This window comes from Paenibacillus sp. FSL F4-0100, assembly GCF_037993005.1.
Taxonomy (GTDB): domain Bacteria; phylum Bacillota; class Bacilli; order Paenibacillales; family Paenibacillaceae; genus Paenibacillus_AQ.
Genome location: NZ_CP150303.1, coordinates 6677458 through 6690427, shown reverse-complemented (window position 1 = coordinate 6690427; position 12970 = coordinate 6677458). Strand labels below are relative to the sequence as shown.

Here is a 12970-nt window from a genome sequence, read left to right as displayed (position 1 = left end):
CTCTAAAGGAGGCTAGGCTGACGGATGCACAGGAAGCAGGAGCGAAAGCTTGCGATTCTATGCTTTATTGTTGCGGCCATAATGCTATACGGCGCCGTGAAAGGGTATCTGCGCTATATGAAATATTTTGGATAAAGAAACCGAGGAGTGAACCTGATGTCTTCACTGGACCCCGTACTGATGAGCCGGATCCTGACCGGTTTGACCCTGTTTGTACATATTGTTCTGGCAACCATCGGCGTTGGGATTCCGATTATGCTGGCCCTGGCGGAATGGAGGGGGATTCGGACAGGGGACAACCATTATACGTTGCTCGCCAGGCGCTGGGCGCGGGGATTCGTGATTACGGTGGCCGTCGGCGTTGTGACAGGTACTGCCATCGGCTTGCAGCTTAGCTTGTTATGGCCCACCTTTATGCGTGTAGCCGGTAAAGCCATTGCGCTGCCGCTGTTTATGGAAACCTTTGCTTTTTTTGTGGAGGCGATTTTTCTTGGCATTTATCTCTATACATGGGATCGATTCAAAAATAAATGGACCCATTTGCTGCTGCTTATTCCCGTGGCGATCGGCTCCTCCGCGTCAGCATTCTTTATCACGAGCATGAATGCTTTTATGAATCAGCCCCAGGGCTTCGAGCTGGTAGATGGGGTATTTACGAATGTGAATCCGTTTGTGGCTATGTTCAATCCGGCAACGCCGACTAAGGTGAGCCATGTGCTGGCGTCAGCGTATACGACCAGTGCGGCTGCGCTGGCCAGCATAGCCGCTTTCAGTTTATTGCGGGGAAGCAGGCACATCTACTTTAAGAAAGCGCTGAAGCTTACTGTCGTGTCCACCTTTGTTTTTGCAGTGGCTACCGTGATGATCGGAGATTTCTCTGGCAAATTTCTGGCTAAATACCAGCCCGAGAAGCTGGCGGCGGCCGAGTGGCATTTTGAGACGATGACACAAGCCCCGCTCATTTACGGCGGCTTTCTGGATCAGAATAACGAGATTAAGTATGCATTGAAGATTCCCTATGCGTTAAGCATATTAGCGGGAAACAGCCCCAGCACGGAAGTCGTTGGCCTGAATGAATTTCCGGAGAATGAGAGACCGCCGATGTCAGTGCATTATTTTTTCGATTTGAAGGTGACCAGCGGCGCCGTGATCGTTCTGATTCCGCTCCTGTATATGTTCCGCAAGAAACTTCCTGGCAAAAGGCCTTATCCAAAATGGCTGCTGCTCAGTATATTGGCTTTGGGGCCTCTTTCGATGTCAGCCATATGGCTGGGCTGGTTCCTTGCCGAGATCGGAAGGCAGCCGTGGATTGTGCGGGGATACATGAAGGTATCGGATGCGGCAACCACTTCATCAAGCGTCGGCTGGATGCTGTTGCTGTTTATTATCCTGTATCTGGTGCTATCCGTATCCGCGATCCGCGTGCTGAGCCAATTGTTCCGGAATAAAAGCGCCGAAGAGGAAATCCGGCTGCTGGGACTCGAAATCGAAGGGGGAGACCGCAAATGAGCTATGCAATGGTAGCAATAACCGTGCTGTGGACATTTCTGTTTGGCTATTTGCTGGTGGCCTCGATTGATTTCGGTGCCGGATTTTTCAGCTATTACAGCGTGCTCACTGGACACGAGAACAAGATTCATAACATCATCCAGCGGTATTTATCTCCCGTCTGGGAAGTGACCAACGTATTCCTGATCTTTTTTGTGGTCGGGCTTGTCGGATTCTTTCCGGATGCTGCGTATTATTATGGCACCGCTCTGCTTGTGCCGGGCAGCTTGGCCCTTGTGCTGCTGGCGATCCGCGGCGCTTACTACGCCTATCACACGTATGGCAGCCAGACTGGGAACAATATCGTGTATATGGGGCTCTACGGGGCAACGGGGCTTCTCATCCCGGCCGCATTGTCAACGATATTGGCCATCTCGGAAGGTGGCATTATCTATATGGACAACGGGAAGGTGGAGCTTCATTGGTATACGTTTTTTACGAACCCGTACACGTGGTCGGTCATCCTGCTTGCACTTGTGAGCGTTCTGTACATCTCGGCGATGTTCCTGTCTTATTACGCGCAGCGTGCGGGGGATGAGGTAGCGTTCGGCGTGGTCCGGGGCTATGCACTGGGGTGGAGCGGACCGACGATCCTGGCTTCGGTTTTCGCGTTTTTCCAGATCAACCATCAGAATCCGGTGCATTTTGGGCAGATGCTGGATATCGCATGGATGTTTATCGCCTCGTTCATCTGCTTTGTCATTGCGGTGTATCTTGTATGGAAGCGAATCCGGCTCGGCATCGCTTTTATCATGGTTATGCTCCAATTTGCCTTTGCCTGGTATGGGTATGGACGCTCGCATCTGCCGTATGTTCTCTATGATTACATCCATATTCATGAGAGTATTACCAACGATACGATGGCGATCGCTTTGATTACCGCATTTATCCTGGGTTTCTGCGTATTGGTTCCTTCCCTGATCCTGCTGATGCGATTGTTTCTGTTCGATGCGAACTACATTCGTGGAAAATCCGCGAAGAAGGGGTGAGGCAAGTGGAGGACTTCGGCATTTTCATAGCACCGCTGCTCACCGTACTGGCTGCTGTAGCCTTTATGGCGATCTACGTCGTCAAGTATAAAGATCCATCGGATTGATTCTGACAAAGGCAAATACGGGTTGTTTCGCCACGAATCATTCGGTGTAAAAAGAACAACATACGCAAAGTTGAGCGGAGAGGTCAATACGGGGTAAAATACAGGGTAATGGAAGGAGGAGGCTGCATGCCAAAAATTCGCTATAACAATATCGATAACGTCAGCACGGATAAAACACTTAAACAATTCAAGCAGTGGCGCGACGAACGTCGTCAGAAGAAGAAGGATTATTCCTACTGTATTCCGAACCTGACGCCGGATCTTCAGTATTTGCATAGCAACCGGCACGAAACCTCCGTTACCTGGATCGGGCACGCTACGTTCTTCATCCAATATGAAGGCTTGAATATCGTGACTGATCCCGTATGGGCGCGGAGAATGGGGTTTAATAAGCGCCTTGGAGAACCTGGACTTCCAATTCATGAGATCCCCCCGATTGATGTCATTTTGATCTCGCATTCCCATTATGACCATATGCATGTTGCCTCGATCCGCAAGCTGTATCGTGCGGACACCACGATCATCGTACCCGTTGGTCTGCGTCGCAAAATGATCAACAAAGGCTTTCGCCGCGTGATCGAACTGCAGTGGTGGGAATCTGCAACCATGAAGGGCGTTAAATTCTCCTTCGTGCCGACACAGCATTGGACTCGGCGTACGCCGTTTGATACGAATACATCCCATTGGGGAGGATTCGTGATGGAGCCCGTGCTGCAGGATGCGAAGAGGGATTCGGGTTCTTCCGATGAATCGCTATGCTATAACGAACCTGTCGCGGAGGATGGCACCCGCCTGCTTCCGCCGAATTTGTATTTTGCCGGAGACAGCGGTTATTTCGAGGGCTTTAAGCTGATCGGAGAACGCTTTAACATTCACCTTGCTCTGATGCCGATCGGGGCATATGAGCCGGAATGGTTCATGACGTCACAGCACGTTAATCCGGAAGAGGCGCTGCAGGCGTTCCAGGACGTGAAGGCCGAGACGATGATTCCGATGCATTATGGCACTTTCAAGCTGGCAGACGATACGGCCAGAGAAGCGCTGGATAGGATGGAAGCGGAACGCGAGCGGCTGGGGATCGCCAAGGAGCGTATTTGCGTATTAAAGTACGGAGAAACCTTCAAGGTTCAGCCTGAGCGGAGAAGCGTGACATCGTAACTGAAACGTACAAACGATTCTGATCAAGCAAATGCATAATACGGAAAGATTCATACACCATAGACTAGCAAAAGAAGGCCCGGAAGGTTTTTTATAACCTCTCGGGCCCATTTTCAGTTGGACTTTTTCTATTAAACTAGAAAAAGTAGTTTTTGATCGACGGCGTCCTGTCCTGTGCGCTCGAGGAAAGGGTGCAAGCAGGAGGTTATATTTGTTTAAAACCGTTTTATATCGTCCAGAAGCTTCGATAACCGTCGTACTTATGCTATAATGTGCTGAAACCAATAGTGATAAAGGATGGTAATGCTTAATGATCAGTACAAGCGGCGTAACGCTCCGCTATGGCAAACGAGCACTATTTGAAGATGTCAATATAAAATTCACCCCGGGCAACTGCTACGGCCTCATCGGCGCCAACGGGGCGGGTAAGTCTACATTTCTGAAAATCCTCTCCGGTGAGATTGAACCGAACCAAGGCGAGGTTCATATGACACCGAATGAACGGATGGCGGTTCTGAAGCAGAACCACTATGAATACGACCAGTATCCAGTCCTGGAGACGGTTATTATGGGTCATGCCCGGCTGTATAACATCATGAAAGAGAAAGATGCGCTGTATGCGAAAGCCGATTTCTCTGAAGCAGACGGCATGCGTGCGGGTGAGCTGGAAGGCGAATTCGCAGAGCTGAACGGATGGGATGCAGAGCCGGATGCGGCAGCGCTCCTGATCGGTCTCGGCATTCCACGTGAGCTGCACGATAAGAAAATGTCGGAGCTGAGCGGTAATGAGAAGGTACGCGTTCTCTTGGCGCAAGCATTGTTTGGCCGTCCGCATAACCTGCTGCTGGATGAGCCTACCAACCACTTGGACCTGGAATCGATTCAGTGGCTCGAGAACTTCCTTATGGATTATGAAGGTACCGTTATCGTGGTATCCCATGACCGTCACTTCCTGAACAAGGTGTGTACGCATATTGCGGATATCGACTTCGGTAAAATCCAGCTGTATGTCGGCAACTATGATTTCTGGTATGAATCCAGTAAGCTGGCGCTTGAACTTCAACGGGATGCCAACAAGAAGAAGGAAGAGAAGATCAAGGAATTGCAGGCATTTATTCAACGCTTCTCGGCGAATGCTTCCAAATCGAAGCAGGCGACTTCCCGTAAGAAACAGCTCGATAAAATTACGCTGGAGGATCTTCGTCCTTCGAACCGTAAATATCCGTTTCTTCATTTCAAGCCTGAACGCGAGGCGGGCAAGCAGTTGCTTACGGTTGATGGCATCACCAAATCGATGGATGGGGAAAAGGTTCTGGATAATGTCAGCTTTGTTGTAAACAAAGGCGACAAAATCGCATTTGTTGGACCGAACGGTATGCCGAAAACGACGCTGTTCCAGGTCATTACAGGAGAAACCGAAGCGGATGCCGGTGAATACAGCTGGGGTGTAACAACCACCCAGGCGTATTTCCCGAAAGACAACTCTGCTTATTTTGACGGTGTTGATATCAACCTTGTGGAATGGCTGCGCCAATATTCCAAGGATCAAGATGAGACATTCTTGCGCGGATTCCTTGGCCGCATGCTGTTCTCGGGTGAGGAAGCGTTGAAGAAAGCAAGCGTATTGTCCGGGGGCGAGAAGGTTCGCTGTATGCTGGCCAAAATGATGCTGAACGGCGCGAATGTGCTCATCTTCGATGAGCCGACGAACCACTTGGATCTTGAATCCATCACGGCACTCAACAATGGTCTGATCGATTTCGACGGAACGATTCTGTTCACCTCGCATGACCATCAGTTCATTCAGACGATTGCCAACCGAATTATCGAGATTACGCCAAATGGCATTATCGACCGCAGCATGAGTTATGATGAGTATCTTGAGAGTGAAGAGATTAAGGGACTTCGCGAAAGCATGTACCCGGTTGAAGTTTAAGAAATAAGATACGACGGCGAAGATGATGGCGCGAGCTTTCATCTCGCACGATCCATTAAAAAATGCTGCACCTTCCAAGTATGGGAGGTGCAGCATTTTTTGCGTTATGCACGGACGGGCTCTTCTACGAACCGCCGGTACGACGACGCTGGTTGTTTGGTTTTTTATTGTTTTGGCTTTTCATTTTTTGCGCTGAACCGGCCTGGAATTGTCCGGGCTTGTTCGCGGATGAGTTTTGCTGTTTCTTTTGTTCCAGCTTTTGCCGGATTGCATCAGCCAAATTCACTTTACGTGACTCATTATTATTCTCGGGCATAGTATCACCCTCCTCTTTGTGTTCGCCTGTCCTCATTTTATTCGTTTTTAAATCGCCCGGCAAGGGTAACAATGATTAATACCATTTTCTACGCCCATGGTTCTTTGACCGAAAGCAATTATGTTTCTCTAGACCCACACGAATGACCTTTGCTAGGATTAAATATGGATAATGATGGATATCGCTTGAGGCCTGCAAAAGGGCAAGCAAAGGAGAGACGTATAAAGTGAATAACGCCTATGATAACATCAAACAAGGGGAACGCGGGGCTTGGATCAGTATTGCCGCCTACCTCGTGTTGTCATCATTTAAAATATTCTGTGGATACTTATTTGCATCCAGTGCTTTGCTTGCTGACGGTTTCAACAACCTGACGGATATTGTGGCATCACTCGCCGTATTGATCGGACTGCGAATTTCCCAGAAACCGCCGGATTCCGATCATGCGTATGGGCATTTAAGGGCGGAGACGATTGCGGCTCTGGTTGCTTCATTTATCATGGCGGTCGTGGGTATCCAAGTGCTGGTTGAAGCCGTTCGTTCATTTTTTGAAGGCTCTAAGGAAATACCAAATTTATGGTCTGCCGGCGTGGCCGGCATCTGTGCCGTTGCCATGCTTGGCGTATACCGGTACAATCGGAACCTCGCACGGCGCATCGATAACCAGGCACTCATGGCAGCGGCCAAGGATAATTTATCGGATGCACTTGTCAGTGTGGGGGCAGCTGTTGGTATTATCGGCGCTCAATTCGGCCTGCCCTGGCTGGATACCCTAGCTGCGGTAGCGGTTGGTGTCATTATTTGCAAAACGGCTTGGGAAATATTCAGAGATTGCACCTATAGTCTAACGGACGGTTTTGATGAAAACCGTTTGTCGGACTTGCGCAGTACGATTGCCCGTACGCCCGGTGTCGAGGGGATTAAGGACATGAAGGCCCGAATTCACGGCAATCATGTGCTGGTGGATGTTGTCATCGAGGTCGACCCGGATATCAGTGTTCTGGAGGGTCATCAGATCAGTGACCGGATCGAAGAACAGATGGAGAAGATTCACAATATTATGAGTGTCCACATTCATGTGGAGCCTAAGGGATCGTCCTAGGGGCACCGAAGAGGTACGTATACAAATGGCAGGCCAAGATTGTCTTGACCTGCCATTTAACCTGCTAGGATACATGAAGGATCATGAAGTCCGGCAGTCATACACGATTACGCTACATAAATCCAAGCTTTACCGAGCCATGTATAAACTTCAACCCATTCCCCGCCAAGCACGACACCCGTTCGATTACCGGTTGTGTCGATTTTTTGCGAAGCCAAGGCACCAAGCTTTTCGCCGTTTGGAGCGTTATAGAAGTAGGTTCTTTCCGCAATCTCGATCATAGGTGTAGGCACCAACACGACTTCTTCCGGTTTTATAATAGGCTCTGTCGTCGAGATGGGAGCCGGACCTGAAGTTTCAGTTACCGTCCCCGAAGTTTCGGATACCGTCCCGTTAATCGGGTCTGCGCTTGCTACGGCGGTCAGGGACAGGGTGAGTGCTAGGGCTGCAGTAATGCTTAGTGTTTTTTTCATGGAATAATTCCTCCTTGGGACCGAAGTCTAATTTGACACTATCGTAATAACCACGATTTGGATGTTTTGAACCAAGAAAGTTGGGTACATTTCTCAAATCGTGACAAGTTTCATGGATTCCTATATACTTTGGAGATGGGAAAAGCCTTGTTACTGCAGGAATATCCTATGGGAGGAGGGACTTTGAATGGTACGTCGAAAAAAAAGAGCCGGACGTTTCCTGCTGGGTATATTTGTCCTTCTGCTTGTGATTATCGGTGCGTTGGTCTGGTTTGTTTATCCTACGCAATCTCTTGATATGCGATATCGTTCCGTTGATTTTAAGGACAAGTTGATGACTATGGTATCAAATCGGGATACCCGCATGCTGCTGAGCACAGAAGAAGTCGGGGAACTCAGCAAGAAGAACATGGTCAAATATATGAGCACCCATGACCTGGGCGTAGATATTACAGGCGCCGATTTCATGATGAATGGCACCACAATGACAGCCCGTATGAACGGGCAATGGGGGATCCTTCCCTTTGGCGCTGTGCTGCGCTTTCAAATGTCGGCTGAGGGAAGCCATCTTCACCTGATACATGAATCGACGACGATTCGGGGAGTTGAGATCCCTTTGAATATGTTCCGCCTGGATCCGATTCAAATTTCGCTCAAGGACTATTTACCGGATCTGGTAACTGTGAAAAATGTGAAGTTTCTGTCTGATGGCTTGGAATTGAACTTCACCATGGATTGGATGTCCATTCCGTCGCTATTTAAGTAAAGCAAGGGAATCGGCTAAAGACTCAGACAAGGGAAGAATGTCTGGGTCTTTTTTTTATGTTTTCAAGAGATGTCATTATTTTCAGAAAAAAACTATGAAGAAAATACATATGTAAACATTGACACTATAATCATCCGCCACTATAATCAATAAATGTTTAGAAATAAATGTTTTAGTACTAAAGTATATAGAGGCGAAGATGGCTGTCTCTGTTGAAGGAGTGCTGGACCTTTTAAGGGAGTGTAAAAATACATGTCCATGCGGAATGAAATTCTGGAGTTGGAGATGCTATTTAAGAAGATGGTTCGGACTGTGCATCATGAATGGCAGAAGGAGGGATTTCCTAAACTAGGCAGAACCCAGTATACCGCTTTGGAGATGCTTCATGAACAGGGAGCTTTGAGATTGTCGGATTTGGCCGATTCCATTCATGTGACATGCGGAGCGGTTACAGGCATATCCGATAAATTAATCGAAGGTGGGTTCGCGCGCCGAATAAGGGATACAGCCGACCGAAGAGTTATCCATCTGGAGATCACGCCGCTTGGGCGGGAACTGATCGAACAGCTGGCCAATAAACGTGCCGAGTTGAGCGATTTGTTATACGGTTTTCTAACGGACGAAGAGGTTAAGCAGTTGAGTGTCCTATATCGCAAAATTTTGACGAATGTTGAGCACATCCAAGGTCAGATGTCCACATAGAACAAACAAGCTATATGTATGATTTTACTTAGAAAGAGAGTGAAGGCTGCACATGAGTACCCATACCGTTGTTCGCCCCGGCGAGCCTGTTAAGAAAGGCCCTATCATTGCTGCACTTATGATTGGCGCTTTCGTCGCCATTCTTAACCAGACATTGATGAATGTTGCTCTGCCGAGCATCATGGAAAATTTGAGCATCAAACCGACAGTAGCCCAGTGGCTGACCACAGGCTTTATGCTGGTGAACGGGGTCTTGATCCCCGTTACCGCTTATCTGATCGCGCGTTTCTCGACAAGGCAGCTGTTCATCAGTGCGATGACGCTGTTTACGATTGGCACCTTGCTGTGTGCCACCAGCCCCAATTTTGCGTTCCTGCTTACCGGACGCCTCGTTCAGGCTGCGGGTGCAGGTATTTTGATGCCGCTTATGACCGTTGTATTTCTGAATATTTTCCCTGTTGAGAATCGCGGCAAGGCGATGGGGATGATGGGGATCGCCATGATATTTGCTCCTGCTATCGGACCTACGCTTTCCGGATATATTGTGGAGCACTATGATTGGCGTGTGCTGTTCTACATGATTCTGCCTTTCTCGATCATTGCTACATTAATCGGAGTTTTCTTCCTGAAAAACGTTACCGAGGTCAGCCGGCCGAAGCTGGATATGATCGCGATCATTTTGTCCACCTTGGGCTTTGGCGGTTTGCTGTACGGCTTCAGTGATGCCGGGAATGACGGTTGGTCCAGCACGCCGGTTGTTACGACCCTAGCGGTCGGGGCGATCGCCCTCATCCTGTTTGTATGGCGGGAGATGAAGACCGACAATCCGATGCTGGAATTCCGGATATTCAAATACAACATGTTTACGTTGACGACCCTAATCAATGTCATTGTCACGATGGCAATGTATGCCGGCATGATCCTGCTGCCCATTTATCTGCAGCAGATCCGTGGATTCACGCCGGTGGAATCAGGACTTCTTATGCTTCCCGGCGCTATTCTGATGGGGATCATGTCACCGATTACGGGCGCGATCTTCGATAAGGTTGGCGCAAGATGGCTGGCTGTTATCGGTCTGGCGATTACGGTCATTACGACGTGGGAGTTTAGTAATTTGACCGAAACAATGTCTTACAACCACATCATGATCATCTATACGGCCCGCATGTTCGGGATGTCGATGCTTATGATGCCGATCCAGACGGCCGGACTAAATCAACTGCCGCGGAGCTTGAACGCCCACGGTACGGCCATGTCGAATACACTCCGCATGGTTTCCGGCTCGATCGGAACGGCGATTCTTGTTACCGTAATGTCCACCCAGGCCGAGAGCAAAGGGGAAGCCCTGATGCAGTCGGGACTATTTGATCCGAAGAATCAGGCCGACCTGCTCAAGCTGGGTAACGAAGCAACCATTTACGGCATTAATTATGCCTTTGTTATTGCCACATGGATCAGCGTCGCTTCCTTGATCTTGGCTTTCTTTATTAAGAAGACGAGACCGGCGGAAGAGCCGAAGACTTCAGGAAATCAGGAGGTTGCAGGAACGAACGTGTAACCCGATCCGATTTTGCTCAGCGCATAACGCATAAAAAGGGTGTCCAATCCGTTTATCAAACGGAGGACACCCTTTTTTTCATTTCCAAATGTGTATATTCAATGCATGGGCTTTAGTATGCGACAGCGTCACATACTTCGTCTGCGTCCGGTGAAGAGAGAGATCACAAACAGGACAACGAAGATGAAGAACAGCACCTTCGCGATACTGGCTGCAGCCTCAACGATGCCGAAGAAGCCAAAGATCCCTGCAATCAGTGCAACAACTAGAAAAATTACGGACCATTTTAACATCCTATTCACCCTGCTTTCTTTATCGATTTTATTGGATATAGCAAGCAGTCTCATGAGGCTTCAAGAAGCGGCATATACCCAATTTGAAGCTCGGTAGGGAGCTATCGGCTGTTGCCACAGCGCCCTTCGTAGTGTTCTTTAACCGGGGCGGCAGAGGATGAAACAAGCTGCAGAACAATGGCAGGAATGGCAATCGTCCCTTTGTTTCGTGAGTTGGGGGATAGGGTAACTATTGCGTATCCGAAACCAACATACTTGAAAGTGAGGGACAACGTATGCTAACCCAAATCAGTGTTGCCATTATTGCCGTGGCATTTGCGGTTCTGGTTTTCTTTTTAATCAAGACATTAAAGGCTGCGATACAATCGCTCGAAAAGGTAACAGAAACACTCCAGGATGTCCAAAAGACGGTGGACGAATTGACTTATGAAGTGAAGCAGACCATTCGAAATACGAACGATATTACGGTGGATGTTCAGCATAAGATGAGACAGATCGATCCGGTACTGGATACCGTCAAGAATCTGGGAGAAGCTTTAAGCGAAGTCACCTATGCGGTGAAGCAGGTATCCTCCGGCATGGTTAGCCGCTTTAAGCAATCCCGGATGGAACAGAAGAAAGAGCAGCCTGCCCGTACGGAAGTGCCTTTGACGGCTCAGGATCGTACATTCCAGTCCTATGATGCGGTATACCAGCATACGGAAGAAGAAGAAAAGTCACGCGGCCGGAATTGGTTAGCCTACGTGGATACAGCGGTTGGTCTGTGGAACAGCTTTCGTCGTCAAAAAGCCAGATAAATGTAAAAAAGCCAAGCCCGGGTATAGCTCTGCAAGCTGAAGAAAGGAGGAGGTCGCATGTGGAATGTCGCACTGTTGATGGTAGGGCTCTTGATTTACTCCGGAAGTGGAGGTGCTGTGGCAGAGCCGCAGCCTTCTGCCGGGATGTCGCCACCGCCTATTATTCATGCCGCATCGGATGTTGGACAAGCACAGACCAGCGACAACTCTACGGAGAGCTATCGAACTTTAAACGGGATTTCGTTAACGGATAACAAGCGCGATGTCATTCGCAAGCTGGGAGCGCCAGCTCGAATTGAGCATGAGGAGCTGACCGGAATGACCAAGCTGGATTACAAAGATTTGGAGGTTGGGGTCCGTAACGGCTACACGGAATATGTTCATGTGAAGCCCTCTGCCGCATCCTTTCAGGTTGAAGACCAGCGTATAGGTATGACTACCAATCAAATTCGGGCATCTCTGGGGAAACCGTATTTTAAAGCGGAGGACGGGGATGTGTACCTTGAGGACCATCATGCGCTTAAGGTGTTTATTGACCGGAACTCCGGTGAAATTACAGGAATTGATTTGTTTTTCGATTATAGCCAGTAAATTTGTTTCAACCTTAAGAAATCAGGTTAATAACAAATGGACTACAACCTACTGAGGTTTTACACTATTAGGGGAGGTTTTCACAATGGAATTTACCAATACGAAGTCATATGCCAAAGTCGTTGAGAATGGTACGCAAGCGGTTCAGGAGGTTCAGAACCTGCGCCAGTCCGGTTACGATCAGGATCGGATTTATGTATTGGCTCATGATTCGGACAAGACAAGCCGGATCGTGGATGCATCCGATGCCAACAACGTAGGCATCAAGGAAGAAGGCATTTTTGATGCCTTTGCGAATTTATTCCGATCCCGCGGCGATGAACTCCGCGCCAAAATCGTATCGCTTGGCTTCACGGAGGCCGAGGCTGGATTCTATGAGAAACAGCTGGATCTAGGCAAAGTACTCGTCATCGCTAAAAAAGATTAATGACATAACATCGACGGTATGCGTTATAGGACTTAAAACATAGATAAGGAATGAGACCTTGGACGTCTCATTCCTTATCTATGTTTTAAAAGAATGTTCCATAAACCTTATAAAGGTGGAAGATTCAAGATACAGAGCCTTTTTCTATGGCAATTGATCAGAAGGTTATTATAGTATAATAGTAGGAAAAGGATTTCTATCGTATAA

14 protein-coding genes are annotated in these 12970 nt (G+C 48.5%); 11 read left to right on the top strand and 3 right to left on the bottom strand.

Features of this window, described 5'->3' with window-relative positions:
* Positions 1-156: 156 nt before the first annotated feature.
* The 4 genes from MHH48_RS30585 to MHH48_RS30570 all read left to right on the top strand — a co-directional run bounded on the left by MHH48_RS30585 (position 157) and on the right by MHH48_RS30570 (position 5738).
* Entirely contained in the window at positions 157-1509 is a 1353-nt protein-coding gene (locus tag MHH48_RS30585) for a cytochrome ubiquinol oxidase subunit I (protein WP_076325411.1), read from the top strand.
* Positions 1506-2537 (top strand): cytochrome d ubiquinol oxidase subunit II, encoded by a 1032-nt coding sequence (locus MHH48_RS30580; protein WP_076325412.1) that lies wholly within the window; start codon positions 1506-1508, stop codon positions 2535-2537. The genes MHH48_RS30585 and MHH48_RS30580 overlap by 4 nt, the downstream gene beginning before the upstream one ends.
* Positions 2538-2770: 233 nt before the next feature.
* Complete coding sequence (locus MHH48_RS30575; RefSeq protein ID WP_076325413.1) at positions 2771-3802, top strand: MBL fold metallo-hydrolase; 1032 nt, start codon at positions 2771-2773, stop codon at positions 3800-3802.
* A 310-nt stretch (positions 3803-4112) separates the two neighbouring features.
* The gene (locus MHH48_RS30570; protein ID WP_076325414.1) at positions 4113-5738 is read left to right on the top strand and encodes an ATP-binding cassette domain-containing protein; all 1626 of its coding nucleotides are present in this window, start codon (positions 4113-4115) and stop codon (positions 5736-5738) included.
* A gap of 124 nt (positions 5739-5862) precedes the next feature.
* On the opposite strand, the gene MHH48_RS30565 is transcribed toward MHH48_RS30570, so the two are convergent.
* Positions 5863-6054, bottom strand: coding sequence for a hypothetical protein (locus MHH48_RS30565; protein ID WP_076325415.1), 192 nt, complete (start codon positions 6052-6054; stop codon positions 5863-5865).
* A gap of 226 nt (positions 6055-6280) precedes the next feature.
* Between MHH48_RS30565 and MHH48_RS30560 the strand changes: the two genes are divergently transcribed.
* Positions 6281-7156, top strand: coding sequence for a cation diffusion facilitator family transporter (locus tag MHH48_RS30560; protein ID WP_076325416.1), 876 nt, complete (start codon positions 6281-6283; stop codon positions 7154-7156).
* A 107-nt stretch (positions 7157-7263) separates the two neighbouring features.
* On the opposite strand, the gene MHH48_RS30555 is transcribed toward MHH48_RS30560, so the two are convergent.
* Positions 7264-7629 carry a hypothetical protein gene (locus MHH48_RS30555; protein WP_076325417.1) on the bottom strand — a complete coding sequence of 122 codons (366 nt, stop codon included), beginning with the start codon at positions 7627-7629 and terminating at the stop codon, positions 7264-7266.
* Between the two features lie 187 nt (positions 7630-7816).
* Between MHH48_RS30555 and MHH48_RS30550 the strand changes: the two genes are divergently transcribed.
* From MHH48_RS30550 to MHH48_RS30540, 3 genes are all read left to right on the top strand, one after another.
* A complete protein-coding gene (locus MHH48_RS30550; protein ID WP_076325418.1) occupies positions 7817-8395 on the top strand; it encodes a hypothetical protein in 579 nt (192 codons plus the stop codon).
* 252 nt (positions 8396-8647) lie between these two features.
* Positions 8648-9097: a MarR family transcriptional regulator gene (locus tag MHH48_RS30545; RefSeq protein WP_076325419.1), complete on the top strand. Its 450-nt coding sequence runs from the start codon at positions 8648-8650 to the stop codon at positions 9095-9097.
* A 52-nt stretch (positions 9098-9149) separates the two neighbouring features.
* Positions 9150-10655: a DHA2 family efflux MFS transporter permease subunit gene (locus tag MHH48_RS30540; RefSeq protein ID WP_076325420.1), complete on the top strand. Its 1506-nt coding sequence runs from the start codon at positions 9150-9152 to the stop codon at positions 10653-10655.
* 128 nt (positions 10656-10783) lie between these two features.
* Here the strand turns inward: MHH48_RS30540 and MHH48_RS30535 are convergent, their stop codons facing one another.
* Positions 10784-10948: a DUF1328 domain-containing protein gene (locus MHH48_RS30535; protein WP_006212708.1), complete on the bottom strand. Its 165-nt coding sequence runs from the start codon at positions 10946-10948 to the stop codon at positions 10784-10786.
* A gap of 275 nt (positions 10949-11223) precedes the next feature.
* Between MHH48_RS30535 and MHH48_RS30530 the strand changes: the two genes are divergently transcribed.
* From MHH48_RS30530 to MHH48_RS30520, 3 genes are all read left to right on the top strand, one after another.
* Complete coding sequence (locus tag MHH48_RS30530) at positions 11224-11745, top strand: DUF948 domain-containing protein (RefSeq protein WP_076325421.1); 522 nt, start codon at positions 11224-11226, stop codon at positions 11743-11745.
* Between the two features lie 57 nt (positions 11746-11802).
* Positions 11803-12336, top strand: a complete 534-nt coding sequence (locus MHH48_RS30525) for a hypothetical protein (protein ID WP_076325422.1) — start codon at positions 11803-11805, stop codon at positions 12334-12336.
* A gap of 85 nt (positions 12337-12421) precedes the next feature.
* Positions 12422-12763 carry a general stress protein gene (locus MHH48_RS30520; protein WP_076325423.1) on the top strand — a complete coding sequence of 114 codons (342 nt, stop codon included), beginning with the start codon at positions 12422-12424 and terminating at the stop codon, positions 12761-12763.
* Positions 12764-12970: the final 207 nt, after the last annotated feature.

Excerpts from the sequence above, each read along its gene's own strand:
- MHH48_RS30585 (WP_076325411.1), top strand. The coding sequence starts at position 157 with ATGTCTTCACTGGACCCCGTACTGATGAGCCGGATCCTGACCGGTTTG.
- MHH48_RS30580 (WP_076325412.1), top strand. The coding sequence starts at position 1,506 with ATGAGCTATGCAATGGTAGCAATAACCGTGCTGTGGACATTTCTGTTT.
- MHH48_RS30575 (WP_076325413.1), top strand. The coding sequence starts at position 2,771 with ATGCCAAAAATTCGCTATAACAATATCGATAACGTCAGCACGGATAAA.
- MHH48_RS30570 (WP_076325414.1), top strand. The coding sequence starts at position 4,113 with ATGATCAGTACAAGCGGCGTAACGCTCCGCTATGGCAAACGAGCACTA.
- MHH48_RS30565 (WP_076325415.1), bottom strand. The coding sequence starts at position 6,054 with ATGCCCGAGAATAATAATGAGTCACGTAAAGTGAATTTGGCTGATGCA.
- MHH48_RS30555 (WP_076325417.1), bottom strand. The coding sequence starts at position 7,629 with ATGAAAAAAACACTAAGCATTACTGCAGCCCTAGCACTCACCCTGTCC.
- MHH48_RS30550 (WP_076325418.1), top strand. The coding sequence starts at position 7,817 with ATGGTACGTCGAAAAAAAAGAGCCGGACGTTTCCTGCTGGGTATATTT.
- MHH48_RS30545 (WP_076325419.1), top strand. The coding sequence starts at position 8,648 with ATGTCCATGCGGAATGAAATTCTGGAGTTGGAGATGCTATTTAAGAAG.
- MHH48_RS30540 (WP_076325420.1), top strand. The coding sequence starts at position 9,150 with ATGAGTACCCATACCGTTGTTCGCCCCGGCGAGCCTGTTAAGAAAGGC.
- MHH48_RS30535 (WP_006212708.1), bottom strand. The coding sequence starts at position 10,948 with ATGTTAAAATGGTCCGTAATTTTTCTAGTTGTTGCACTGATTGCAGGG.
- MHH48_RS30530 (WP_076325421.1), top strand. The coding sequence starts at position 11,224 with ATGCTAACCCAAATCAGTGTTGCCATTATTGCCGTGGCATTTGCGGTT.
- MHH48_RS30525 (WP_076325422.1), top strand. The coding sequence starts at position 11,803 with ATGTGGAATGTCGCACTGTTGATGGTAGGGCTCTTGATTTACTCCGGA.
- MHH48_RS30520 (WP_076325423.1), top strand. The coding sequence starts at position 12,422 with ATGGAATTTACCAATACGAAGTCATATGCCAAAGTCGTTGAGAATGGT.